The organism is Acinetobacter calcoaceticus (assembly GCF_051947995.1).
Lineage (GTDB): Bacteria > Pseudomonadota > Gammaproteobacteria > Pseudomonadales > Moraxellaceae > Acinetobacter.
The window spans coordinates 24482-48615 of the sequence record NZ_JBLVVH010000012.1; the positions used below are offsets into that span (position 1 = coordinate 24482).

The following is a 24134-nucleotide window of genomic DNA, read 5'->3' on the forward strand; positions in this document are numbered from 1 at the left end:
ACGTTATATATGACAATGTATTCAGATTGTTTGGATAGATTGACAGGGCAATTCAAAAAGTTAAAAAAAATGTTTTGCCATGGAAAGTAACGTTGTTACATTTTTAAGGATTACCACTCGGAGATAAGGGCATTATGGAAAAAATTTGGTTTGCTGAATACCAAAAGACAGGAATTCCAGAAACAGTTGAACTGCCTGCTGAAAACACCTCACTTGTTGATATTTTTGAACGCAATTTCCAAAAATTTGGTTCACGTGATGCCTTTATCTTTATGGATAAAGTTTTAACGTTTAATGAATTAGAAGTCGCTAGCCGTAAATTTGCAGCTTATTTACAAACGTTGGGTTTAGCCAAAGGTTCACGTGTTGCGGTAATGATGCCGAACGTTTTTCAATATCCAGTGGTGGCATTAGGCGTTTTCCGTGCAGGTCTGGTATTGGTCAACGTCAATCCACTCTATACCGCACGCGAACTTGAGCATCAATTGAATGACTCAGGTGCAGAAGTTTTGGTCATTATTGAAAACTTTGCCAACGTTTATCAGAACATTATTGGCAAAACACCCGTGAAGCATGTTGTGGTGGCTTCTGTGGGGGATATGCTCGGTACACTGAAAGGGACCATCGTGAATTTTGTGTTACGTAAAGTACGTAAGCAAATTCCAGCATGGAATATTCCGGGTCATATCAAGTTCAACACGGCTTTAAACAAAGCCAGCCCAAGTAACTATAAGCGTCCGAGCTTAACCTTAAGCGATACCGCCGTATTGCAATATACGGGGGGGACAACGGGTGTTTCTAAAGGTGCTGAATTAACGCATCGTAATCTTGTGGCCAACCTACTCCAGTGTGAAGCGATTTTCTCAAGTAAATTTGGTGCTTCTGACAGTGCGAAAGGCGATCGTATCGTTTGTGCATTACCGCTGTATCACATCTTTGCGTTCATGGTATGTGCGCTTTACGGTATGTATAAAGGCCAGGCCAACATCCTGATTCCAAATCCACGTGACTTACCGGCCGTAGTTGGTGAATTACGTAAATACCAACCTTCATTCTTCCCTGCAGTAAATACTTTATTTAACGCGTTGGTGAATAACGAAGAATTCAAACAGCTTGACCATAGCAATCTTAAGATGGCAATGGGCGGTGGTATGGCGGTATTGCCATCGACAGCAGCAGCATGGAAGAAAATTACAGGTACCACTATTATCGAAGGTTATGGCTTATCTGAAACTTCTCCGGTTGCAACTGCAAACCCACCTGCTACGACTGAATTCAGTGGCACAATTGGTATTCCATTGCCATTAACTGAAGTTGCGATTCTGGATGATGACGGTAAAGAAGTTGCACTGGGTGAACAGGGTGAAATCTCGATCCGTGGTCCACAAGTCATGAAGGGCTATTGGAACCGTCCAGACGAAACAGCGAAAGTGATGACGGCTGACAATTTCTTCCGTACTGGTGATATCGGTGTAATGGATTCACGTGGTTATGTGAAGATTGTGGACCGTAAGAAAGACATGATCCTGGTATCTGGCTTCAACGTTTATCCAAGTGAAATTGAAGAAGTCATTGCGAAGCACCCGAAAGTATTGGAAGTGGCAGCGATTGGTGTGCCAGATGAAAAATCAGGTGAAGTGCCAAAATTGTTCATCGTGAAGAAAGATCCTTCTTTAACTACAGAAGAAATTATTGCTTATGCAAAACAAAACTTAACGGGGTATAAGTGCCCACGTTATGTTGAGTTTATGGAAGAATTACCAAAGTCAAATGTCGGTAAAATCCTACGTAAAGACTTACGTAAACCCGCTTAAGAATTCTATCCTCCCTTTAAAAAGGAAGGTACTGGAAAGACGCCGCAATTGCGGCGTTTTTTTTTATTGGATTTATTTTGAAGCTTTTGATTTCATCAACCAGCGGTCAATATAAGGTCGACCAATCCCTACAATCCCTACAAAAACGACCATGGTCGCTAGCTGGAATCGTAATCGGGTCGGATCAATGCCATTAAAGCTAAAATAATTGTCTGCAACGGCATACAGCACAATGACGGTCAACCAGTGCCAAAGCGTCAGGCGATAAATACCAACTGCATAAAATGCAACGATCAGAATCACAAAAGTACCGAGTGTAGATTGCCAATTCAGATTTGCACAAATTACACTGAGGAGAAATGCCATGATCGGTAATACGATCTTGAGTACACGATCAACCAATTGCTGGTGCTGGCGTTGTTGAGCGAGGACCTCAAACATTTCTTTTTGATCTGGCTGCGACATAGGTTGACCTTAAAACAGTATGAAAAAACACAACTTTTACACAAATAATGGGTGTAAAAGAAACGCTTGTTGAACAAGCACACATGAAAGTTCAATAAATTATAAGTTATGATAGCATGATCAGAAGAACTTCAAATGATGGATGTCAGCATGCAAGGTATTAGCGGCATTATATTGATTATTATCGTCGCATGTTTGTTGCCGTATGTTTTTACCTTGATTGCAAAATCAAAAGGTGGTTTTCAAGCAAAAGATAATCAGAATCCTCGTGATTTTTTAGCGAAAACAACAGGGCTGTCAGCACGGGCAAATGCGGTACAACAAAATAGCTTTGAAAGTCTCCCTTTGTTTATTGCTGCGATTCTGATGGCGGAATATATGGTGGTTCCTGAACGCTTTATTTTGACTTTCGGCTGGGCATATATTGTCTTTCGTATTATTTACGGTATTTGCTATTTAGCCAATCTGGCCACATTACGTTCAATCATCTGGTTTTTCTCGCTACTTTGTCCGATTTTACTGTTCGTGATTACCGTCAAAATGACCTGATGATAGCTGGCTATAAAATTCGCCAGCTCGCTACATATATAGCATCATTTTCGCTGTATTCACGTTATAATCTGTCCGATTTACATCTACTTCACAATATAAACGAGTGTTGATATGAGTTATAGCAATATTCCTGCGGGTAAAGACGCACCAAATGACATTTATGTCATTATCGAAATTCCTGCAAATGCAGCCCCAATCAAATACGAAATCGATAAAGATTCAGATGCGTTATTTGTAGACCGTTTCATGGGTACAGCAATGTTCTACCCAGCAAACTACGGTTATGTACCAAATACTTTGTCTGAAGATGGTGATCCATTAGACGTACTTGTTGTAACTCCACATCCTGTTGCTGCTGGTTCTGTGATTCGTTGCCGTCCAGTGGGCAAATTAAAAATGGAAGATGATGGTGGTATCGATGCGAAATTGATCGCTGTTCCACACGAAAAATTATCTCCACTTTATAAAGATGTTCAAGAATATACGGATCTTCCGCCATTATTGATCAGTCAAATTGAGCACTTCTTTGCACACTATAAAGATTTAGAACCTGGTAAGTGGGTAAAAATCAGTGGTTGGGAAGGTGCTGACGTTGCTAAAGCTGAAGTACTTAAAGCAATCGAAGCGGCTAAAAAGTAACTTTGAACTGCTTGGCCAGGTTTTAAATTTTTAAAATCTGGTCATAAAAAAACTCCATTCATTTGAATGGAGTTTTTTTATTGCTTGATCAACTGTGAATTAGAATAATTTCACAGGAATATCAAGCCAGATACGCCATTCGTTGGTGTCACCAATGTAGGCATTTGTTTGATATTCATCACTTGCACGGTAATACGAGTGGCGTAAACGTAAACTCGCATCTTTAGCAAAACCAGATTGAACGGTGTATTTCACTTGGTTAAAGAATTCGCGTTCATGTGCATTATCAGTCAAATTCTTAACCTTGATATCCCAACCATAAACATAGGCGGTGGTCCAGCTTAAGCCAGGAACCCCATAACCACCAAAGTCGACGTTATATTGTAATTGCGCAGATTTTTCGCTATTACCAATAAAGTCAGATAGGTAAGAGTTTGGCAAATAGATACTTTGAGCGCCATCAGCGTTCTCGCCGTAATCATAGCCAGTATTACCATTATTCTGCTGGTAAGCCAGCATCACACTGTGTGGACCTGTGTTATAGGTTGTAGAAAGCGCCCAAATGGTATTTTTACGATTAGACAAGTCATCCGTCGTACTTGAATAAGTGCTCGCTTTTTCATCCCATTTGGTATGGTAAGCACTTAAGTCATAAGTCAGCGCACTACCTTCTTGATTCAAGGGTTGTTTGTAGTTGGCATTGACATAATGACGATCGAGCTTATCCTTGCTGTCTAAGCCAAAGTAAGATGCACTCAAGTTATCATCAAATTTGTATTTTGCACCCCAAACCACGGCACGATCAAGTTTGCGGCCATCAGTATTGATTTGGTCAGAGTACTGATCCTTAGTGAATTTACCCGCAGTTAATTCTAAGCCATCAATCTCACGACTGGTTGCCAATACACCTTCAAAATATTCAGGTACCAAACGCGCTGTGTTACTTGCTAAAACAGGAATATCAAGAACCTGTGTACCATAAGTCACAGTTGTATTCGAGATTCGTGCTTTTACAAAACCGCCGCCACGTGCCCAGTGATCATATGTGTCACCTTTACCATCTACACCATTTAGGCGTTCGCGTGGGATCATGCCGTTACCAGCATTATTGTTTGAACCTAACTTAAAAGAGCCATCGCCGATCACACCAGCGCCAAAGCCAACTAAACCTTGAGTAAAACCAGTTTCCAGTTTCACCATTGCCGTCTGAGCATATGAGCTAGTGTCTTTGACACCATTCTTTTTGTCACGATTTAAATAACCAGTACGGAATAAAATATCCCCTTTGGCATCTTCAACAAGTCCTTTTGCTTCGCTTTGTTCGCTTGCATATGTTGAGGTAATTAACGCGGCATTAATCAAAACCGCTAAAGTAAGTTTCTTTGCCTTTGGCATAGCTCGCCTCATTAGAAATAATAAATTTGGGATAAGACCGAAATTTTGATCAATTGTATAAGTTATGCATAAAAAAGATAGATTTTTATTAAAAAAATTTAATTATTTTTAAATAAAATACTTATAAAATTTTATGATTTATTTGTCGTTTAAAAAATACACATTTAATATTTAAATTGTTGATTTTAAAAAATAATATTGTTTATTTTGGATGTAAAATAATCTGATTATTTTTTGATTAATTTGAATGAAACTATGTGATTTATTGAGCTATTTTTTCTTTTATTTTAAATATTTATTTTTTCTTTGTTTAAAAAGTATTCAGGTTGATTTGCAAAAAATGACATCCCGACGAATGACAGTGACTGACCAATCTAAAAGTTACATTTATTCATATGGATTTAAGTTTTTAGTTATGCACTTTTATGGACCACATCCTGTTTTTATAACGGAATGCCTATATTTTAAGCAATTTAAGCAGTTTTGTGTTTCAGGAAATGCCTCCTTTTTGTGCAAAAAATAATCTTTAATAGATGAGCGCGTCTAAATAGGTCACAAACTCAATGGATTTTGGCGAGGGACTCGCTTGGACATCGAAAAAACGTAAGTAAAGGGACTTTATCAGGGAAAACTAGGCTGAATAGGGGCTTAAATGGAGTTGGCACAGCAATTGCTAATGACTATGTGATGCAATTTAAAATTTAAATCAGTCGAATATCCATTATGGGGGAGATCAAGATGATGAAATTTGCATGTAAGGCGATCGTGTTGAGTATTTGTGCTGTGACTTCATCTTTCGCGATGGCAGAAGATAAGCCTTCATTTTATGGGGTAACAGCTTCTGGCAATGTCTCTGCTACAACAGACTATCGTTTCCGTGGAGTGACGCAATCTTCAAATAACCCTGCTATTCAAGGTGGTTTTACGTTTTCACATACTTCAGGCGCTTATTTGGCACTCTGGGGATCAAGTGTTGACTTCGGTATCCCGGGTGTTTCATCTGAAACGGATGCGACCTTAGGTTTTACCAATAGCTTTGCATTGACAGATAAAATTAAGCCAGTTTATGACGTCGGTGTTATCCATTATGGTTATATTGGATCTAAGTCAAATTATACAAATAGTTATAATGGTAAAAAAGGCTTGGCCTTTACCGAAGTATTCGGAAAATTAACCTTCCCTGAAACTATTTTTGCAGGCGACGCACTGAGTGTAGGGGTAAACTATTCACCAGATTACTGGGGTCGAAGTGATGATTTCTGGTATTTTAATTTAGGATATTCTGCTCCAATTGCTGATACAGGCTTAACCGGTCTTGCATCGGTTGGTTACAATAAGTTGAAGAATGCCGATGCTTTAAGTGTCGTTGCTGGCGGACCTGGCAAGGATGATAATTATGTCGATTATAAACTAGGCGTAAATTATAATTTCCTGGGTATTCTGGCTGAGGTCGATGTGGTCGGAACCAACATCAGTAAATCGGGTATGACCGATGGACAAAAGAAACCCTATGATACCGGTATTCTATTTAGCCTAACCAAAAGCTTCTGATGATCTTGCATGAATATAAAAGCCAGTAAATATGCTGGCTTTTATCATTGGTGGCTATGATCAGACCGTATCCTGAAGCAGAAATACTATACGGCACTGTTACATAGATTTTGAGCTGCGGCCTAAAATATTGATGATCCCATACGTGCAATCAGAAAAACGAGCAAAATCAGAAAAAAGTACCGAATAAACTGACTGCCGTATCGGAGCGCCAGAAATACACCGACGAAGGCGCCCAAGACATTACAGACGGCAATCATTAAGCCGATTTCCCACAGCACATGACCTGTAGGGATAAAGAATAAAAGTGCTGAACTAAAGGTGCCAATATTCACAATCTTGGCTGATGCAGATGCGTTGAGAAAATCAAAGCCAAAGCCTTTGACAAACAAGAATAACAGGAAGCTGCCACTCCCTGGCCCAAATACACCGTCATAGAATCCGATGAGTCCACCAAAAAAGATTCCCAGAGCAATTTCTTTAGCTCCACAGTTCACATAGCTGTTATGGGTGCCTAAGTCCTTCTTGAGAAAGGTGTAAACGGCCATGAAGATGAGCAAAAAGAATACAAGATAGGTCATCCATTGCTTGGGAATATGTGCAACAGTCATTGCACCCACAAAGGCAAAGATAAAGGCTGATAACATCGTCGGGATGAGCAACTTCCAGACCAATTGAATTTTATTCACATATCTAAAAATAGAGGAAACAGTACCCGCCCATACCGCCAGTTTATTGGTGCCCAAAACCGTGGTCATACTGTGCTGAGGTAAAGCATGTAATAGCGCAGGGATTTGAACTAAACCGCCGCCACCCACTGCGGCATCAATCAGGCCACCACAGAAGGTAAAGAATCCTAAGCTAAGTAGCACGGTGTCGTAGGTCATAAGCACTAGCCCGCGAGAAAGTTGTTAAGTGAGGAATGATCAGGTTGCTTGTCTGGAATATTGATCTAGCTTGCTCGTGATGATTCCATCTTCTGTTGTTTATTTTTAAAATCATGCTTAACAAAAGTACCCGCATTTCGATGGATACTTTTGTTGCGGTGTCACAAGAAAAACTTAGCTCTGATTGCCCCGATAGGACAGCGCTTCGGTTAAATGGCTGCTTGAGATCAGATCACTTTCGGCTAAGTCCGCAATGGTGCGTGCAACACGTAAAACACGATGATAGGCACGTGCAGACAGGTTGAGACGCTGCTGTGCCATCTCAATAATTTTTGTCGAACTGTCATCTAACAGGGCATGTTGTTCCAGTAACTTCGGTGACAACGCCTGATTTAAACATTGTTGTCTCTGGATCTGTTTGTTGTAAGCAGTAATCACGCGTTGTCTTACACTGGCAGAATTCTCGGTTGGTGTGCGGTCTTGTAGCTCCTGGGCTTGTAACGGCGGTACATCAATATGTAAATCAATACGATCCAGCAATGGCCCAGAGATCCGGTTTTGATAGCGTTGAATACTTTCCGGGGAACATTGGCACCGGCTGTCCTGATTGAAGGCATAACCGCATGGGCAAGGATTCATGGCTGCAATAAACTGGAAATTCGCCGGAAAGGTCATTTGCCGTGCTGCACGAGAAATCACGATTTCCTTGGATTCCAACGGTTGACGTAATACTTCCAGCACCTTGCGGTCAAATTCCGGTAATTCATCTAAAAATAAAACACCCAGATGCGCTAAGGTGATTTCACCTGGCTTGGGTTGGGAACCGCCACCGACCAGCGCAATTGCTGAGGCGGTATGGTGTGGTGCTCTAAATGGACGCTGGCCAAAACTGTGCGGGGCATTGGCTACCGAATAAATACTGGCGACTTCTAGATTTTCCTGCGCATTGAGCGGCGGTAAAATCGAAGGCAGGCGAGATGCCAATAAGGTTTTACCTGTGCCCGGTGGGCCTTTAAATAATAAAGAATGTCCGCCCGCAGCGGCAATTTCCAGCGCACGGCGTGGGCGCAACTGTCCTTTTACATCGGCAAGATCAAATGCATAGGCAGATGTGGCTGAGTTTGGCCTTTGTGGTGCAGCTACCAGCTTGGTGTTGCCCGAAAAATGTGCACACACCTCTTGTAAATGTTGCGCGGCATAGACTTCAAAATCGGGAAGTTGATTTGCCTCGTCCAGATTACCAGAGGGCAGCAGCAAACGATGTTGAGCCTGCTGGCAAGCCATGGCAATCGTTAATGCGCCTGAAGTCGGACGCAGATGTCCATCAAGTGCCAGCTCCCCTATAAATTCAAAGCCTTCGGTACTGTGTTCCGGTAATTGTCCGGAAGCAATCAGAATGCCCAAGGCAATTGGTAAGTCGAGTCGGGAGCCATCTTTGGGTAAATCGGCCGGTGCTAAATTGATAGTTAAGCGTTTGGTGGGGAATTGAAAACCGCTGTTGATAATCGCAGAACGTACCCGATCTTTACTTTCACGTACAGCGGCTTCCGGCAAACCCACAATGGTTAAGGAAGGAAGGCCTGAACTAATGTGGACTTCAACTTCAATCTGCGGGGCATGTAGTCCCAATAGCCCTCTGGTGTAGATCTTGGCAAAAGACATGTTGTTATTGTTCCATTATGGTGCTTTATTTTTAATCATTCTGGGGTGCAAAATGCACCAAGTTGGTGCTCATTTTTTGTTCTGAATCGCGTCTTCCAGTGTTTTCATTTGTTGCTGAAGTTCAGTCAAGCGTTGATTAGCAAGCTCAAGTGCCGTTCTTTGACGATCAAGTTCTTGTTTCGAAACTAAATCTAGTTTTTCGATGCTCTCATTTAATAAGGCACGCAGATTTTTCTCTAAATCTTTTTTCGGTTGATCGACCTGCTGCAAAATTGCTTGTAAAAGAGTTTCAATCATAAGGGACTCAATAAGTTATGCATATTTGCTGTTCAGTGTATCACTGCTTGTCGCAATCCTCTAGCACAGTTGGGGCCAGAAGGATGAGTGACTTATAAATCCAGTGAAACAGGAGCAAATGATACTTATTTTCGATGGACGATCTACATCTTCAAGGCTAAATAGGTTATAAAGAAAGCTTATGTCCGATATTTAAAAAACCCCCAACCTTTAAATATTGGCATGAAAATTGAACATAAAACCTTACTGGTGAAAATAAGCCGAAGGAAAACAAACATGAAGCTTGTAACTGCAATTGTAAAACCATTCAAACTGGATGATGTGCGTGAAGCACTTTCGGAGATTGGTGTTCAAGGGATTACCGTAACTGAAGTCAAAGGTTTCGGACGTCAAAAAGGTCACACAGAATTGTACCGTGGTGCAGAGTATGTGGTTGATTTCTTACCAAAAGTAAAGATTGAAATTGCAATTAGTGATGAAATGGTTGATGCCGTGATTGAGTCGATTACTCGTGTCGCAAGCACAGGCAAAATTGGTGATGGCAAAATTTTTGTGACCAATTTAGAGCAAGTGATCCGTATCCGTACGGGCGAGACTGGGCCAGATGCTGTCTAAGTTGGCACAAACTTTGCTGAGCTATTAAAAGTATAGCAATAGCTCGCGAAATCAGGTTGGGGGACACGAATGAAAAAAATGCTTATGGCGCTCAGTCTATCTGGCGCACTCTTAGGTGGTTCAGCGGTGGTTTGGGCAGAAGATGCTGTTTCAACACCTGTAGCTGAACACGCTGTAGCAGTTGATACCACAACTGCATCAACAGAAATTGTTGCAGCAGAAGCGCCAGCTCCTGTGGAAGCAACACCAGCACCTGCTGCGACCGCAAAGGTGGATACCGGTGATACCGCATGGGTTCTTGTTTCAACTGCCTTGGTGCTGTTGATGACCATTCCCGGCTTAGCCTTATTCTATGGTGGTATGGTGCGTAAGAAAAACGTACTCAGTACCATGATGTTCAGTCTTTCTGCAGCGATTCTTGTGACCCTGATCTGGGTGACGGTCGGTTATTCTCTGGCCTTCTCTGGCACAGGTGCTTATGTCGGTGATCTCGCTAAAGCCGTGCTGAATGGCGTAGCCTTCGATGCCTTGACGGGTACCGTTCCTGAAAGCCTGTTCGTTATTTTCCAAATGACCTTTGCCATCATTACGGTTGCCATTATTAGTGGTTCAATCGCTGACCGTATGAAGTATTCTGCATTTATGGCCTTTATCGCAGTTTGGGTGATTCTGGTTTATGCTCCGATTACACACTGGGTCTGGGCCGCAGATGGCTGGTTATTCAAAGCAGGCGCGTTAGATTTTGCCGGTGGTACCGTTGTCCATATCAATGCGGGTGTTGCGGGTCTGGTTGCGGCGTATATGTTAGGTAAACGTACAGGTCTGGGCCGTGAATCAATGGCGCCACATAACCTGACCTTAACCGTGATTGGTGCAAGCCTGATCTGGGTCGGCTGGTTTGGCTTTAACGGCGGTAGTGCTTTAGGTGCGGGTGCACGTGCAGGTATGGCGATTCTGGTGACACAAGTTGCTGCCGCGGCTGCTGCCTTCTCTTGGCTGATTGTTGAACGTGTGATTCGTGGTAAAGCCTCAGTATTGGGTGGTGCATCGGGTGCAGTTGCGGGATTAGTGGTGATTACACCTGCTGCTGGTTTCGTGGGTGTCGGTGGCGCATTAATTATGGGACTCATCGGTGGTGTGGTGTGTTTCTGGGGAATTACCGCATTGAAACGCCTGCTTAAAGCGGATGATGCCTTGGATGCATTCGGTCTACATGCGGTGGGTGGTATCGTTGGCGCGATTCTGACAGGCATCTTCTATAGCGATGAAATCATCAAAGCTGCGAACGTTGCACTCGCACCAACTTTTGCAGGCCAATTGTGGGTGCAAATCGAGGGTGTGTTGGCAACCATCGCTTACAGTGCAATCGTGACTTTCATTATTCTGAAAGTGGTTGATCTGGTGATCGGGATCCGTGTTAGTGCTGATGATGAGCGTATGGGCCTTGACTTGAGTCAACATGGCGAACGTATTGAATAATTAATAAGAAACTTCTCTTGATACAAAACAGTCTCTGCTTCAGTAGAGGCTGTTTTTTTATGCTTCTAGAGCCGTGGTTCTGCAATTGAAGAAACTTTGCTACACTTAGGCAAAGAGATTAAATAATCGCGCAACTATGCATTGTCCATTTTGTAACGCTGCTGACAGTAAAGTGATCGACTCCCGTCTGGCCGCCGAAGGGTGCCAGATTCGTCGTCGTCGTGAGTGTGTCATTTGTGGTGAGCGTTTTACAACATTTGAAAGTTATGATGTGGTGATGCCACGTGTGATCAAATCGGATGGTAAAAATGAGCCATTTGATGAAGCAAAATTACGTCGCTCCTTGATGCATGCTTTACAGAAACGTCCTGTAACCCAAGAACAGATTGAAACCGTACTCAGCGATATTCAGTCGCATATTCGCCGTTTGGGTGAGCGGGATGTGAAGTCCAGAACGATTGGTGAAATCGTGATGCAGGCGCTGTTTGCGCTCGATCATGTAGCATATGTACGATTTGCTTCTGTATATCAGGATTTTCAGGATGTCGATGCTTTTCGTCAGCAGATTGAACAAATGCAACAACGCGAAAATGACAACTAAATTAGAGAAATCATGGCTGAGTTAACCCAAGATCATTTATCCGCACAGCAGTATTGGATGCAACGTGCCATTGCACTGGCGCGACTTGGACGATATTCAACCAAGCCAAATCCAAATGTGGGTTGTGTCATTGTCAAAGATGGACAACTGATCGGGGAAGGTTATCACCCTAAAGCAGGTCAGCCCCATGCAGAAGTCTTTGCCCTGCGGCAGGCGGGTGACCATGCCAAGGATGCAATCGCTTATGTAACTTTGGAACCCTGTGCCCATTATGGTCGAACACCCCCTTGTGCCGAAGCATTGGTGAAAGCGCAGGTCAAGAAGGTGGTGGTGGCCTGTTCGGATCCCAATCCGCTGGTGGCGGGTAAGGGCGTGCAGATCTTGCAAAATGCCGGCATTGAAGTTGTGACAGGGATTTGTGTCGAGGAGGCAAAAACCCTCAACTTTGGCTTTTTAAAAGCCATGTCGACCGGTTTGCCTTATGTCCGTTTAAAAGTGGCCTCGAGTCTTGATGGGCGTACTGCCATGGCTTCGGGTGAGTCCAAGTGGATTACAGGGACTGAGGCGCGTCAGGATGTCCAGCATTGGCGTGCAATTTCAGGTGCCGTGATCACAGGCATCCAAACCGTGCTGGCAGATGATTGCGAGTTAAATGTCCGTACTTTGAAAGATGTTGATGTTTCGACAGTAGTACAGCCGAAACGAATCGTGTTAGATCGCCAAGGGCAACTGCCCTTGTCTGCCAAGATGTTGCAAAATCCTGAAACCGTAATGGTGATGACACCATTTCGTCAAGAACTTGCCGATTTAGGCGTGATACAATTGACACCGCAACCTTTAAATCAATTATTGCAGACCTTATCTCAACAATACCAAATTTATGATGTATTGGTTGAGGCAGGTGCAACTTTATCCACCGCCTTTTTACAGCAAGGTTTGGTTGATGAAATGATTAGTTATGTTGCACCCACTTTACTTGGTCAATCTGCCCGTGCGATGTTCAATGCTGAATTGAGCACAATGGCAGAACAACGACGATTTGAGTTGGTCGATGTAACCCAACTCGGGCAAGACATTCGCCTGAGATTGCTCCCTATCCAAGAGTTGATATGAATCCAGAACCATCGGTTTATCACAAACGTCGTCATGCGGCCCGTACGACTGACGAATATCTTTTTCATCAGTTAGTTCCTTATCTCGGGAATAAGCGTCGACTTCTACATCTGATTTTAGAAGCGCTTGAGATTACAGGCACACTGAATAGCAAGAAAAAGAATCCACCGATTTTTGCGGATTTTTTTGCAGGCAGTGGAGTGGTTTCACGTTTGGCCCGCCAGAATGGCTATCGTGTGATTGCCAACGACTGGGAGCCGTATAGCCATGCGCTGAATCATGCGATTCTGGCGTGTGTTGATGCACCTGCATTTAAAGAATTGGGGGGCTACCAAAAAGCCATCGATTATCTGAACCGCTTGCCTGAAGTCAAAGGCTGGGTCACGCATAATCTATGCCCGCGTAATGATGATGTGTATGATCCTGCACGTGACCGCCTATTCTTCAAACGCCGTAACGGCATGCGTATTGATGCGATTCGTCAGCAGATTGCTACCTGGCAGGCACAGGGTGCAATTAATGATGTGGAAATGAGTGCCTTACTGGCGCCGTTACTGTATTCGGCAAGCTTTGTCAGTAATACCAGTGGTGTTTTTAAAAGTTTCCATCAGGGCTGGGGCGGACGTACCCAAACCGCGCTGGAACGGATCGAATCCTTGTTGTGGCTGACACCTAGCCGTTTCTGCGAGATCGGTGATCCTAAACGGCCTGCGGCAGAAATGTGGTGTGTCGATGCCCAGCATCTCGCCAACCAGATGAGTGGTTTCGAAGTCGATGTGGCTTATCTGGATCCGCCTTATAACCAGCATGCCTATAGCAGTAACTATCACGTTCTCAATGCCTTGACTTTATGGGATCAGGTCGATTTACCTTCACCGGATACCAAAGGCTTTAAAAGCGGGATTGATCGGGCATGGCGTAAAGAGCGCCCAAGTCCTTATAACTCTTCTAAATATGCCAAAGAGGCTTATGAAAAGTTATTGGAAACCATCAATGCGCGTTACATTTTGACCAGTTACTCGACCGATGGAAATATCGAGCCCAAAGACTTGCTGACCGCCAATTTAAAGCGCGGTAAGGTGACTTTGCTGACTCAGGATGTACCGCGTTATCGCGTGAGTAAACAGCGTCAGTCTGAACGGGCACGGGTACTGGAATTTATCGTGATTACCGATACACATGCCAAGTCAGGACCGCCGTTACGACAGTTGTTAGGGCAGTTATATCACTTTGCTGAACTGGGCGGAGTCGATACCACAGGGAACAGTACCCAACTGGCACTTTGGTAAAATACAGGACACCACTTTTAAAAGTGGTGTTTTTGTATTCAGTTTTTTTGTTAAATCGGATAATTAGATAAATAAAATCGGTTTATGTGATAAGTGTCTGTTTTTATGGTAAATATCTCGCATCTTTACTGGATTGGACTGTTGGGCTGGCGCTACTGCAAAAAATGATCATAATTTTATAAAAATAAGTAAAAACAGATGATTGAGTTGTATTTTGGTCAGCTTATTAGTTGGTTTTAGAGGTGTTTTTTGAAGAAAAATCTTTTGACCAATCGTTTAAAAAACTACCAAACCATATTGACCCGTTTCAAAAATAAATATAGTTTGCCGAGCTTAATTTAGGGTCTTGCCTATTTGCAGCGATGACCAAGAGAGGTTGTTATGAGTCGCTCGGAACCCACCTTATTGGGGCAATGTGTAGCCGAATATTTTGCTACCGCAATTTTTTTATCGTTTGGTATTGGTGTGGTGGCTGCACTTAAGCTTGCAGGCGCAAGTTTAGGTCTGTGGGAAATCAGCATTGTATGGGGCTTGGCCGTTGCATTGGCTGTCTATTTGTCGGCAGGTATTTCTGGGGCTCATCTAAATCCTGCCGTGACCATCGCCCTAGCGTTATTCGCTGGCTTTGATAAACGTAAAGTCCCATTTTATATCATTGCTCAAGTGGCGGGGGCTGCGACAGGGGCTTTGCTGGTCTATGGCTTATATAGCAATCTGTTTGTAGATTATGAACAGACCCATCACATGGTACGGGGCAGTGTCGAAAGTCTGGAACTGGCTGGAATTTTCTCAACTTATCCGCATCACCTATTATCGCTGGGTCAGGCGTTCATGGTGGAAATGTTTATTACCATGTTGTTGCTGTGGCTGATTATGGCGATTGGCGATGACAGCAATGGCTTGCCGCGTGGTGCTTTGGCGCCGATTCTGGTGGGTTTGCTGGTGGCCGTGATTGGTGCTTCTTTTGGCCCATTAACCGGCTTTGCCATGAATCCTGCCCGTGATTTTGGCCCGAAAATCGTGGCTTATTTCTCAGGTTGGGGCCCTGTTGCCTTTACTGGCGGTCGTGATATTCCTTATTTCATCGTACCCATTATTGCACCGATCGTAGGTGCATGCTTAGGTGTGTTGGGCTATAAATTATTCTTTAGCCATTTCCTGATCAAGAATCAGGTTGCAACCAAAGACCCAACAGATCAGCAAGTCTCTGAAATGCAATAAATGCATGATTCAATCATGTGTAGAAAGAGGGTGGTCAGATGATCGCCCTTTTTATTTGCTTTGGGGATGCCTTGTTATCTCGGGTTCTTTGCTTTAAGGTATCTGATTCACTGTGGCAGACACTGCAATAAAGATAGGTTGAAACTCCCATGTTTACAGGCATTATTGAAAGTTTAGGTAAGGTTGAGAGCCTACAAAGTGTAGGCGGTGATGTTCGTCTACGTATCCAGACGGATCTGGACATGTCTGATGTACATCTGGGGGATTCGATTGCCACCAATGGCATTTGTCTGACTGTGATTGAGTGGGGCGAGAACTGGTATGCGGCAGATGTTTCCCGCGAAAGTCTGAACCGTACCACACTCGGACAATGGAAAGTCGGTCAGGCGGTCAATGTTGAAAAAGCGATGTTACCGACCACACGTTTTGGCGGACATATTGTCAGTGGTCATGTCGATGGGCTAGGTGAGATTACCCTGGTTCGCGAAGATGCCCGTTCTTTGTATTTTGAAGTAACAGCACCTGTTGAGTTGGCTAAATATCTGGCAGAAAAAGGCTCGGTCACCGTCGACGGCATTAGCCTGACCATTAACCATTTACGTGGTAATATTCTGAGCCTGAATCTGATTCCGCATACCGCTGAACGTACCAATATTGGCACTTGGCAGGTGGGAAGCAAAGTGAATCTGGAAGTGGATGTACTGGCACGTTATATCGAACGTTTGTTGCTCGGTGATAAGGCGGCTGAGCAAAAAACCGAATCGAATATCAGTATGGCTTTTTTGGCTGAAAACGGTTTCTTAAAATAAAAGATCAAACCTAAAAAAGCCCAGTTCAAACTGGGCTTTTTTATTATTTTTCGTCTGAAAATTCACTGTTTTTCAAGATATAACCAATTTCATCTTGTGCTAAGGCGTGCAGTTTGGCACGGAACACGGTCACCGCCTGTTCAATCAGTTCTTCTGCTTCGAGTTCAAGACGGACCCGAACACTTTCCAGTTCCGATAGAATTTGCTGATCATCAATGTTCACGCGCTGACCACGTGCATAATCAATGCTTGGCTGTTCCGGATTGGTTTGATAGCGTTCGGTCTGTTGCGCAATTTCCTGATCGATATGACCACGTAAGGCAACAAGATTCTCGGTTTGCTGCTCAAACTGACGTACCTCATCCGCTTGTAACTGGGCTGCATAGGCGGCTTCAGCTGCACGTTTTTCTGCCAGTGCTTTTTCCAGCGCCAGCTGTTTACGAATACGGGCCTGTTCCAGTAACTCAGCCTTTAAATCGGCATAAGCTTGATCAATGCGTTGTTGAGACCGCTGTTGCGCGTTCTCTTCATTTTGCGTCCAGCTTTGAATCGAGGTTTGTGGTAATAACAGATCACAGATACGTGCTAAATCTTCCTGATAGGTCTGACGAACCGCCTCAGGTGCATTTAACCAGCGTTTTTTAAAATCCTGACCTACATTTAATGCCACAAGACACTCCTAAAATGATGTTTTTTATCGCCAATTTATAATTTAAATGTACGAGGTTCTATGCCCAACCGTCGATACAGTTTAAATTTTTCCCGCCCAATCTGTTTCGCAGTTTCATTATTTTCAATAATTTCGATAATGTGGCGAAAATCTTGAGTTTGTTCAAGTGCATGATTGTTAAAATTAAACACGATCCAATCATTGGAGGGGGGTAAATCTTTTGAAATACACACTGGGCTATGTGGCTGGTCAATCCCGTGCGCAATGAAACTTTGTGGATCAAAGCTCCAGAGCAGTTCATCCAGTTCATTTTGCAAGTCTGGATCAGCACAGTACCACCAGATATGAGGATGCTGATTCAGAATCTTGCGACACAAACGGCAAGCACTTTCGACTTGCCGTTCCTGACTGTTTTCAAAGAGATAAAAACTGATTTTAGCCATTCGCTTGAACACGATTAGCCAGGAATTGCATCAATAATGGAACCGGGCGGCCTGTTGCACCTTTAGCAGTACCTGATAACCACGCTGTACCAGCGACATCAAGATGCGCCCAGCGATAGTCACGGGTAAAACGTTCGAGGAAGCAAGCCGCCGTGATGGCACCACCGTACGGCCCACCAATATTGGCAATATCGGCAAAAGGTGAGTCGAGTAATTCTTGATACTCCTCCATGACCGGCATACGCCAGACACGGTCAAGTGACTGTTCACCCGCCTGTTGTAAGTCTTGTGCAAGCTCATCATCTGGTGTGAATAAACCACTGACCACTTTACCCAGCGCAACCACACATGCACCTGTAAGTGTTGCAATATCAATCACAAGGGCAGGGTTAAAGCGTTTGATATAGGTCAAGGTATCACACAGGACCAGACGGCCTTCTGCATCGGTATTCAGAATTTCTACAGTTTGTCCGCTCATGGTGGTGACGATGTCACCAGGACGGGTGGCATGAGCAGATGGCATATTTTCTGCAGCGGCAATTGCACCCACCACATGAATAGGCAATTGGGCTTCACAGAGTGCCTGAATGGTACCAAGAACAGAAGCTGCGCCGCACATATCAAATTTCATTTCATCCATGCCCAAGCCTGGTTTTAATGAAATACCGCCTGTATCAAAAGTCACACCTTTGCCGACCAGTACCACAGGGGCTTGATCAATCTGGGCATTGTATTCAAGAGTAACGATACGACCCGGACGATCTGAGCCTTTGCTCACGGCAAGGAAGGCATACATGCCCAGATCCGCCATTTGCTGCTCATCCAGTACAGTGACTTTTAATACGTCTGGATATTGCTTGGCTAGCGCAAGCGCCTGATCTGCAAGGTACTCAGGGAAACAGATATTTCCAGGACGGTTCCCCAGATCACGCGCAAAGTTTTGACCCGACTGAACCGCATGAATCAGCTTTAACTGTGCTTCATCTAATGGGGTCTGGCTGGCAATCAGGTGAATGGTGTCTAGCACGAACTCATTCTTTTTCGACTTAAACTCGTCATAGCCATAAGCCGCTTGCGTAAGGCTCAAGACAAAGAGGGGGTGTAAATCGGCAGGAAGCGCTGAAAGATCGACACTAATTTGTTTAAATTTATTTTGTGATGATTTGATAATGCTTTGTGCGAGTTTTGCTAATTTTGTCGCTTTTAACTCATCACTTTTTCCAAGCCCTAATAATTGTGCATTGGCCTGCACAGAGATATTGGCGATCAGGGGCAAGTTGTCGTTAAAACCGGCTTTGTATTGGGTTGCGTTAAGAATGTCATCTAGATGGTTGATTTGATAAGTATTTAAGTTCTGTTGTAATTGTTCTGAATCAACCAAAATCCACAAAGATTCGCTAGACGCCTGAGTTGGGAATGCGTTTTGAAGTGTAAATTTCATTGTTTGTATAGAACCTAATGAGCAAAAAAGAAAGATAAGTCCATTAAACACTTTCAGATATGAGGTTGCAATCCGCAACAAGCGATAGGTTTTATATTTTTAACATTCGGGTAAACTAGCGTTACCTTCAATTGGTCTTTTTGGAAGTATTACTTTGATTATTCGGCGTTATCTCGTCAAACAGGTGGTTTCGACATCTCTCGTCGTCATTGGTTTATTGACCATGATCATGATGGGTGGTCGTTTGATCAAGTATTTTGGCGTCGCAGCTCAAGGTCGTTTGGATGCAGGGATCTTATTTAGCATTATCGGCTATCGCTTACCTGAATTTTTAACATTGATCTTACCCCTGGGGTTCTTTATTGCCTTGATGCTGGTGTTCGGACGTCTGTATGTCGACCATGAAATGGCGGTTTTAAATGGCAGTGGCGTCAGTCGGAATCAGTTGGCCCGATTACTGTTGCCCATGACCGTGGTATATCTGGTGGTACAGACCTGCTTAATGGTCTGGATGGGGCCGTGGGGCTTACGTGAGTTTGAAAAACTGACCAGTACCCAGGCGGTGCGGACCGGATTTGATCTGGTACGTCCGAAAGAATTTATTTCTTCGGGACCCTATACCATTTATGCGGGTTCACTTTCAGAAGACCGTAAGAACTTAAAAGATATTTTCTTCTATCAGAAAGGCAATCAGCCCGATAAGCCTGATGTCATGATTCTGGCAAAAGAAGCGACACGTGTTGAAGTCGCCAATGATACGGCCAATGTGGTGGATCTGGTTCAGGGGCGTCGTTACGAGATTTATCCGAATCAGCCCCGTTATACGCAGGCAGAATTCCAGTCTTATCGTTTGCGTTTAGAAAATGACAAAGACGTAAAATTTGAAAGTGGTGATGTGGAAGCATTATCCATGTCTAAGTTATGGGAAAAACGTGACGATGCTGTGGTGCGTAGTGAGCTGGGCTGGCGTGTATTTGGGCCATTTGTGATTATCGTGGCCTTGATGCTGGCGGTTGCATTGTCTGAAGTAAGTCCGCGTCAGGGGCGTTACTATCGCCTGATTCCTGCAATCTTTATCTTTGCCAGCTTGATTGTATTATTGATTGCGATCAAGACCCGAATCAGTAAGGAAGAACTCGATATCTGGGCTTATCCAGCTGTCCTGCTTGTTTATGCCATTGCTGCGGCAATTTTTGCGCGTAAACAAAAATTAGCACCAAAATTTAAGAGAAGTATTCAGCGAGTGGGGTTGTGATGTTAGCACGTCGAATAGTCGCCAAACATGTGACAAAAACCACGATCCTGGCCATGCTAGGTACGACGCTGGTGTTATCTTTCCTACAGGTTCTGTTTACCTATTTAGGTGAATTAGGCTCGCTCAAGCCCGACTATAATGCCTGGCAGGCTTTCTTGTATGTGATGTGGGGAGCGCCGCATTATCTCTATGAAATCCTTCCTGTTGCAGCCTTGATTGGTTCCGTACTGGGACTGGGCGCATTGGCTTCCAACAGTGAACTGATCGTAATGCGCTCGGTCGGGATTAGCTTATGGCGAATTGTCGGCTGGGTAATGCGTTCGGCATTGTTATTGATTGTGTTGTCCTTTGTGCTGAGTGAATGGGTGATTCCTTATACCAATGAACAGGCACAAAGCATCAAGAAGCAACGTAGTGTGGCAGCGTTGGGTGAAGTCAAAGGCTACTGGACCCGTGAAGGGCAGCGTTTTATTTATATTGATTATGCCAACTCAAAAGGCCAGTTACGTAATATCCAGTCGATTGATTTTGATCAGGACTACCGTTTGCAGTCTTTTGTGAATGCTGAAAAGGGCCAGTTTGTTAAAGATGGCGAATGGACTTTGGAACAGTCACATCAGGTGGATTTGCTGGCCCAAGGGAATGCCATTAAAACCGATCATGATCAACAGGCATTGGGTTTGGCATTACAACCCAAATATGTGCATATGGTGACGCTGGATCCTGAAGATTTGTCCCCAAGCCAGTTGATTAGTTTTATGCGCTATATGGATGAATATAGTCAGGTACCGAAAACCTACGAACTGGCGTTCTGGCAAAAAGTGACCTCGCCGTTTGCCTTGATTACGCTGGTGTTAATTGCCTGCTCGTTCATTTTTGGCCCGCTACGACAGCAGTCGATGGGCTTTCGTCTGGTGATTGCCTTATTTACGGGGCTTGGCTTCTTCTACTTACAAGATTTCCTCGGCTATGCGAGTCTGGTCTATGCACCTTCTCCAGCATGGTTTGTGCTGATGCCTGTAGTGCTCATCTTTATGGTGGGCAGTTACTTGCTCTATCGTGCAAGATAATCGATTTTTCATTCATGGGCGCTATCATCGCTATTGATGAAAGCCATGGGTGAGGTCATAGAGAAATACCTGAAACTTCGGTAAAATAGACCGAACAAATGATCGACAAATAGAGAGTCCATTATGACGGATGCAAATGCTGGCAAAATTCCTCACGTTCTCGTAATCATGGATGGCGTAGGACATCGTGAAGCAGTTGATGACAATGCCTTTCTGGCAGCAAAAACACCCAACCTCACGGCAATGAAAGCCAAGCATCCGAATAGTTTAATTTCTGGCTCCGGTGAAGATGTCGGTCTGCCTGATGGTCAAATGGGTAACTCTGAAGTCGGGCATATGAATCTGGGTGCAGGTCGTGTGTTGTATCAGGACTTCACCCGTATTACCAAAGATATTCGTACCGGTGCTTTTTTCGAGCATGAAGTGCTGGTGGATGCGGTTGAAAAGGCTAAAGCAGCCAATGGCGCCGTACACGTGATGGGCTTGTTGTCGGAAGGCGGTGTGCACTCGCATGAAGATCATATTGTCGCCATGTGTGAACTGGCCTTAAAACGCGGTGCAAAAGTGTATTTACACGCTTTTCTGGACGGTCGTGATACGCCGCCACGTAGTGCACAACCGTCATTAGAAAAACTGGATGCCTTGTTCGCACAATATCCAAATCAGGGTCGTATTGTGTCGATGATTGGTCGCTATTTCGCGATGGATCGTGACAACCGTTGGGACCGTGTGGAACAGGCTTATCGTTTAATTACAGAAGGCGAAGCTGTACGTGTCGCCAATTCTGCGGTTGAAGGTTTGGAACAAGCCTATGCAGCCAATGAAAATGACGAGTTTGTTAAAGCCACGCGCATTGGTGATGTCACCAAAGTACAAGATGGCGACAGCATTGTATTCATGAACTTCCGTGCCGATCGTGCGCGTGAAATTACCCGTGCGTTTGTGGAAAAGGATTTTGCCGGTTTTGAACGTAAAGTGGTGCCGAATTTATCTAAATTCGTGATGTTGACCCGTTATCAGGCCAGCATTGATGCACCAGTTGCATATATGCCAGAAGGGCTGAAAAACTCGATTGGTGAATACCTGTCTGATTTGGGCAAAACCCAATTGCGTATTGCTGAAACTGAGAAATATGCGCATGTGACTTTCTTCTTTAGCGGTGGTCGTGAAGATGAATATCCTGGAGAAAAGCGTATCCTGATTCCATCACCGAATGTGGCAACCTATGATTTAAAGCCTGAAATGAGCGCTTACGAAGTGACCGATGAGTTGGTCAATGCCATCAATTCAGGTGAGTTTGATCTGTTGGTGGTGAACTATGCCAACGGCGATATGGTCGGGCATACCGGTGTCTTTGATGCGGCGGTCAAAGCGGTTGAAACGGTGGATACCTGCTTGGGTCGTGTTTACGATGCGGTCATGGCAAACAAAGGACACATGTTAATTACTGCGGATCATGGTAATGTAGAGCAAATGCAAGACTATGAAAGTGGACAGGTGCATACCCAGCACACCACTGAACTGGTGCCATTTATTTATGTTGGCCCAACTCAGGCAACCATTGCAGAAGGCGGTGTATTGGCTGATGTGGCGCCTACATTACTGCATTTAATGCACATTCCTGTACCGCCAGAAATGCAGGGTAAGAACTTAATTACTTTAAAATAAGGTGAAGCAATGACCCAGCACAACAACATTTACCGAGCCTTATGTGCAAGTTTGTTGATGTGTTGGGGGTATAGTATTTATGCGGCACCGATGACGCATTCATCGGGATGGACCGAAGATGCACCTCCGACGGCTGAAGTCCCGATTGAATCGATTCAACAGTTTGTCCAGATTTACGGGATTGTGAAAGATAACTATGTCGATAAGAAGTCGGACGATGCGCTCTTTCAGCAATCAATCAAAGGACTGGTCAGTGGTCTGGACCGTTATTCCCGTTATCTTTCGGCAGAAGAATATCGTCAACTGATTCAATATACCGAAGGGGATCTGGCCTCTGTCGATTTTAATTTAAATTATGATGCACATGCTAAATCCTGGCAGATTCAGGACTTAAAAGCGGGTTCTGACTCGAGTAAGCTGGGTTTACGTAATGGACAAGCCATTATTAAAGTGGACAATCAGGAATTAAAAAATCTCAATCAGGATCAGGTACAAGGCCTGCTGTATGGCTCAATTGGCAGTACCGTACAGATCCAGCCCGAGAATAATAACAGCACCACCATTCTGGTCAGAAACAAGAAAGTAGAAACCGATATTGAACCTGTTTTAATGCATAATCAGGTATTGGTACTGAAGATCAGGGTTTTTCAGCAAGATACTGCCAATGAAATTAAACGTTTAATCGAAGAATATAGCTCTACCAAACTTAAGGCCGTGGTTCTGGATTTACGTAATAATCCGGGAGGGTTATTGTCTGCTGCGGTTGAGTCAGCGGATTTGTTCCTGAATCAGGGGCTGATTGTGACCACGAAAAGCCGTTCTGAAGGTGATCAACAATTTCAGGCCCTACCTTCCTTTGAATTTCAGAATCTGAAACTCGGCATTTTAATTAATAAACGTTCAGCCTCGGCAGCCGAAGTGTTTACCGCGGCGCTGAAAGAACATAAGCGTGCCTGGGTCGTGGGGGAAAACAGTTATGGTAAAGGGGTGGTGCAGAAACTGTTCCCGTTACCGAGTGGGGCTGCCTTGCAAATGACAGTCTCACATTACTACACGCCTAATGGCAATATGATTGAAGGACAAGGAATTCAGCCGAACCAGATTTCGCCTTTGCCACCTGAAATGAAAGAAGATGCCTACCTTGAACATGTCACTGATCTGGTGTTGAAAAGTAGATATTAAAAAATAAAGCCCCTTA

At 44.1% G+C, this 24134-nt stretch carries 23 protein-coding genes; 15 read left to right on the forward strand and 8 right to left on the reverse strand.

Going from position 1 to position 24134, the window contains the following annotated elements; translation table 11 throughout:
* Positions 1-134 precede the first annotated feature (134 nt).
* On the forward strand, positions 135-1814 hold the full coding sequence (locus ACNQO6_RS16720; protein ID WP_343581044.1) for an AMP-binding protein: 1680 nt from the start codon (positions 135-137) through the stop codon (positions 1812-1814).
* 72 nt (positions 1815-1886) lie between these two features.
* Here ACNQO6_RS16720 and ACNQO6_RS16725 read toward each other — a convergent pair whose 3' ends face one another.
* A complete protein-coding gene (locus tag ACNQO6_RS16725; protein WP_343581043.1) occupies positions 1887-2279 on the reverse strand; it encodes a hypothetical protein in 393 nt (130 codons plus the stop codon).
* Positions 2280-2429: 150 nt separating this feature from the next.
* On the opposite strand from ACNQO6_RS16725, the gene ACNQO6_RS16730 reads away from it, so the two are divergent.
* Both ACNQO6_RS16730 and ppa read left to right on the forward strand, forming a co-directional pair.
* The gene (locus ACNQO6_RS16730) at positions 2430-2828 is read left to right on the forward strand and encodes an MAPEG family protein (protein WP_324621907.1); all 399 of its coding nucleotides are present in this window, start codon (positions 2430-2432) and stop codon (positions 2826-2828) included.
* A 114-nt stretch (positions 2829-2942) separates the two neighbouring features.
* The gene (gene ppa, locus ACNQO6_RS16735) at positions 2943-3470 is read left to right on the forward strand and encodes an inorganic diphosphatase (RefSeq protein ID WP_440209713.1); all 528 of its coding nucleotides are present in this window, start codon (positions 2943-2945) and stop codon (positions 3468-3470) included.
* A gap of 99 nt (positions 3471-3569) precedes the next feature.
* On the opposite strand, the gene ACNQO6_RS16740 is transcribed toward ppa, so the two are convergent.
* Complete coding sequence (locus ACNQO6_RS16740; RefSeq protein ID WP_440209714.1) at positions 3570-4865, reverse strand: OprD family outer membrane porin; 1296 nt, start codon at positions 4863-4865, stop codon at positions 3570-3572.
* 738 nt (positions 4866-5603) lie between these two features.
* Here ACNQO6_RS16740 and ACNQO6_RS16745 point away from each other — a divergent pair.
* Positions 5604-6416 carry a TorF family putative porin gene (locus ACNQO6_RS16745; protein WP_440209715.1) on the forward strand — a complete coding sequence of 271 codons (813 nt, stop codon included), beginning with the start codon at positions 5604-5606 and terminating at the stop codon, positions 6414-6416.
* A gap of 122 nt (positions 6417-6538) precedes the next feature.
* On the opposite strand, the gene ACNQO6_RS16750 is transcribed toward ACNQO6_RS16745, so the two are convergent.
* The 3 genes from ACNQO6_RS16750 to ACNQO6_RS16760 form a co-directional block, all read right to left on the reverse strand.
* Positions 6539-7303 carry a sulfite exporter TauE/SafE family protein gene (locus tag ACNQO6_RS16750; RefSeq protein ID WP_440209716.1) on the reverse strand — a complete coding sequence of 255 codons (765 nt, stop codon included), beginning with the start codon at positions 7301-7303 and terminating at the stop codon, positions 6539-6541.
* A gap of 174 nt (positions 7304-7477) precedes the next feature.
* Complete coding sequence (locus ACNQO6_RS16755; RefSeq protein WP_440209717.1) at positions 7478-8965, reverse strand: YifB family Mg chelatase-like AAA ATPase; 1488 nt, start codon at positions 8963-8965, stop codon at positions 7478-7480.
* A gap of 69 nt (positions 8966-9034) precedes the next feature.
* Positions 9035-9262, reverse strand: coding sequence for an accessory factor UbiK family protein (locus ACNQO6_RS16760; RefSeq protein ID WP_343581812.1), 228 nt, complete (start codon positions 9260-9262; stop codon positions 9035-9037).
* A gap of 276 nt (positions 9263-9538) precedes the next feature.
* Here ACNQO6_RS16760 and glnK point away from each other — a divergent pair, with 276 nt between their 5' ends.
* From glnK to ACNQO6_RS16795, 7 genes are all read left to right on the forward strand, one after another.
* Complete coding sequence (glnK, locus tag ACNQO6_RS16765) at positions 9539-9877, forward strand: P-II family nitrogen regulator (RefSeq protein WP_004656379.1); 339 nt, start codon at positions 9539-9541, stop codon at positions 9875-9877.
* Positions 9878-9946: 69 nt separating this feature from the next.
* Entirely contained in the window at positions 9947-11356 is a 1410-nt protein-coding gene (locus tag ACNQO6_RS16770; RefSeq protein ID WP_440209718.1) for an ammonium transporter, read from the forward strand.
* 136 nt (positions 11357-11492) lie between these two features.
* Positions 11493-11957, forward strand: a complete 465-nt coding sequence (gene nrdR / locus ACNQO6_RS16775; protein ID WP_150957090.1) for a transcriptional regulator NrdR — start codon at positions 11493-11495, stop codon at positions 11955-11957.
* 12 nt (positions 11958-11969) lie between these two features.
* Positions 11970-13070, forward strand: a complete 1101-nt coding sequence (ribD, locus tag ACNQO6_RS16780) for a bifunctional diaminohydroxyphosphoribosylaminopyrimidine deaminase/5-amino-6-(5-phosphoribosylamino)uracil reductase RibD (protein ID WP_440209719.1) — start codon at positions 11970-11972, stop codon at positions 13068-13070.
* Positions 13067-14359 carry a DNA adenine methylase gene (locus ACNQO6_RS16785; protein WP_004773949.1) on the forward strand — a complete coding sequence of 431 codons (1293 nt, stop codon included), beginning with the start codon at positions 13067-13069 and terminating at the stop codon, positions 14357-14359. The genes ribD and ACNQO6_RS16785 overlap by 4 nt, the downstream gene beginning before the upstream one ends.
* 381 nt (positions 14360-14740) lie before the next feature.
* The gene (locus tag ACNQO6_RS16790) at positions 14741-15580 is read left to right on the forward strand and encodes an MIP/aquaporin family protein (RefSeq protein WP_440209720.1); all 840 of its coding nucleotides are present in this window, start codon (positions 14741-14743) and stop codon (positions 15578-15580) included.
* Positions 15581-15729: 149 nt separating this feature from the next.
* Positions 15730-16389: a riboflavin synthase gene (locus ACNQO6_RS16795; protein ID WP_004773951.1), complete on the forward strand. Its 660-nt coding sequence runs from the start codon at positions 15730-15732 to the stop codon at positions 16387-16389.
* A 43-nt stretch (positions 16390-16432) separates the two neighbouring features.
* On the opposite strand, the gene blhA is transcribed toward ACNQO6_RS16795, so the two are convergent.
* From blhA to ACNQO6_RS16810, 3 genes are read right to left on the reverse strand one after another with little or no spacing between them, the layout of a single operon-like run.
* Positions 16433-17059 (reverse strand): cell division protein BlhA, encoded by a 627-nt coding sequence (gene blhA, locus ACNQO6_RS16800; protein WP_440209721.1) that lies wholly within the window; start codon positions 17057-17059, stop codon positions 16433-16435.
* Positions 17060-17094: 35 nt separating this feature from the next.
* A complete protein-coding gene (locus tag ACNQO6_RS16805) occupies positions 17095-17502 on the reverse strand; it encodes a DNA polymerase III subunit chi (protein WP_005281060.1) in 408 nt (135 codons plus the stop codon).
* On the reverse strand, positions 17495-18943 hold the full coding sequence (locus ACNQO6_RS16810; protein ID WP_440209722.1) for a leucyl aminopeptidase: 1449 nt from the start codon (positions 18941-18943) through the stop codon (positions 17495-17497). The genes ACNQO6_RS16805 and ACNQO6_RS16810 overlap by 8 nt, the downstream gene beginning before the upstream one ends.
* 154 nt (positions 18944-19097) lie before the next feature.
* Here ACNQO6_RS16810 and lptF point away from each other — a divergent pair, with 154 nt between their 5' ends.
* The 4 genes from lptF (at position 19098) to ACNQO6_RS16830 (ending at position 24118) form a co-directional block, all read left to right on the forward strand.
* The gene (lptF, locus tag ACNQO6_RS16815; protein ID WP_343579706.1) at positions 19098-20198 is read left to right on the forward strand and encodes an LPS export ABC transporter permease LptF; all 1101 of its coding nucleotides are present in this window, start codon (positions 19098-19100) and stop codon (positions 20196-20198) included.
* Complete coding sequence (lptG, locus tag ACNQO6_RS16820; protein ID WP_343579707.1) at positions 20198-21268, forward strand: LPS export ABC transporter permease LptG; 1071 nt, start codon at positions 20198-20200, stop codon at positions 21266-21268. Before lptF ends, lptG begins: the two co-directional genes overlap by 1 nt.
* A gap of 123 nt (positions 21269-21391) precedes the next feature.
* A complete protein-coding gene (gene gpmI / locus ACNQO6_RS16825) occupies positions 21392-22936 on the forward strand; it encodes a 2,3-bisphosphoglycerate-independent phosphoglycerate mutase (protein WP_343579708.1) in 1545 nt (514 codons plus the stop codon).
* Between the two features lie 9 nt (positions 22937-22945).
* The gene (locus ACNQO6_RS16830; protein WP_343579709.1) at positions 22946-24118 is read left to right on the forward strand and encodes a S41 family peptidase; all 1173 of its coding nucleotides are present in this window, start codon (positions 22946-22948) and stop codon (positions 24116-24118) included.
* The last annotated feature ends 16 nt before the right edge of the window (positions 24119-24134 follow it).

Coding starts and splice junctions, on each gene's coding strand:
- ACNQO6_RS16720 (WP_343581044.1), top strand. CDS start 135: ATGGAAAAAATTTGGTTTGCTGAATACCAAAAGACAGGAATTCCAGAA.
- ACNQO6_RS16725 (WP_343581043.1), bottom strand. CDS start 2,279: ATGTCGCAGCCAGATCAAAAAGAAATGTTTGAGGTCCTCGCTCAACAA.
- ACNQO6_RS16730 (WP_324621907.1), top strand. CDS start 2,430: ATGCAAGGTATTAGCGGCATTATATTGATTATTATCGTCGCATGTTTG.
- ppa (WP_440209713.1), top strand. CDS start 2,943: ATGAGTTATAGCAATATTCCTGCGGGTAAAGACGCACCAAATGACATT.
- ACNQO6_RS16740 (WP_440209714.1), bottom strand. CDS start 4,865: ATGCCAAAGGCAAAGAAACTTACTTTAGCGGTTTTGATTAATGCCGCG.
- ACNQO6_RS16745 (WP_440209715.1), top strand. CDS start 5,604: ATGATGAAATTTGCATGTAAGGCGATCGTGTTGAGTATTTGTGCTGTG.
- ACNQO6_RS16750 (WP_440209716.1), bottom strand. CDS start 7,303: ATGACCTACGACACCGTGCTACTTAGCTTAGGATTCTTTACCTTCTGT.
- ACNQO6_RS16755 (WP_440209717.1), bottom strand. CDS start 8,965: ATGTCTTTTGCCAAGATCTACACCAGAGGGCTATTGGGACTACATGCC.
- ACNQO6_RS16760 (WP_343581812.1), bottom strand. CDS start 9,262: ATGATTGAAACTCTTTTACAAGCAATTTTGCAGCAGGTCGATCAACCG.
- glnK (WP_004656379.1), top strand. CDS start 9,539: ATGAAGCTTGTAACTGCAATTGTAAAACCATTCAAACTGGATGATGTG.
- ACNQO6_RS16770 (WP_440209718.1), top strand. CDS start 9,947: ATGAAAAAAATGCTTATGGCGCTCAGTCTATCTGGCGCACTCTTAGGT.
- nrdR (WP_150957090.1), top strand. CDS start 11,493: ATGCATTGTCCATTTTGTAACGCTGCTGACAGTAAAGTGATCGACTCC.
- ribD (WP_440209719.1), top strand. CDS start 11,970: ATGGCTGAGTTAACCCAAGATCATTTATCCGCACAGCAGTATTGGATG.
- ACNQO6_RS16785 (WP_004773949.1), top strand. CDS start 13,067: ATGAATCCAGAACCATCGGTTTATCACAAACGTCGTCATGCGGCCCGT.
- ACNQO6_RS16790 (WP_440209720.1), top strand. CDS start 14,741: ATGAGTCGCTCGGAACCCACCTTATTGGGGCAATGTGTAGCCGAATAT.
- ACNQO6_RS16795 (WP_004773951.1), top strand. CDS start 15,730: ATGTTTACAGGCATTATTGAAAGTTTAGGTAAGGTTGAGAGCCTACAA.
- ACNQO6_RS16805 (WP_005281060.1), bottom strand. CDS start 17,502: ATGGCTAAAATCAGTTTTTATCTCTTTGAAAACAGTCAGGAACGGCAA.
- ACNQO6_RS16810 (WP_440209722.1), bottom strand. CDS start 18,943: ATGAAATTTACACTTCAAAACGCATTCCCAACTCAGGCGTCTAGCGAA.
- lptG (WP_343579707.1), top strand. CDS start 20,198: ATGTTAGCACGTCGAATAGTCGCCAAACATGTGACAAAAACCACGATC.
- gpmI (WP_343579708.1), top strand. CDS start 21,392: ATGACGGATGCAAATGCTGGCAAAATTCCTCACGTTCTCGTAATCATG.
- ACNQO6_RS16830 (WP_343579709.1), top strand. CDS start 22,946: ATGACCCAGCACAACAACATTTACCGAGCCTTATGTGCAAGTTTGTTG.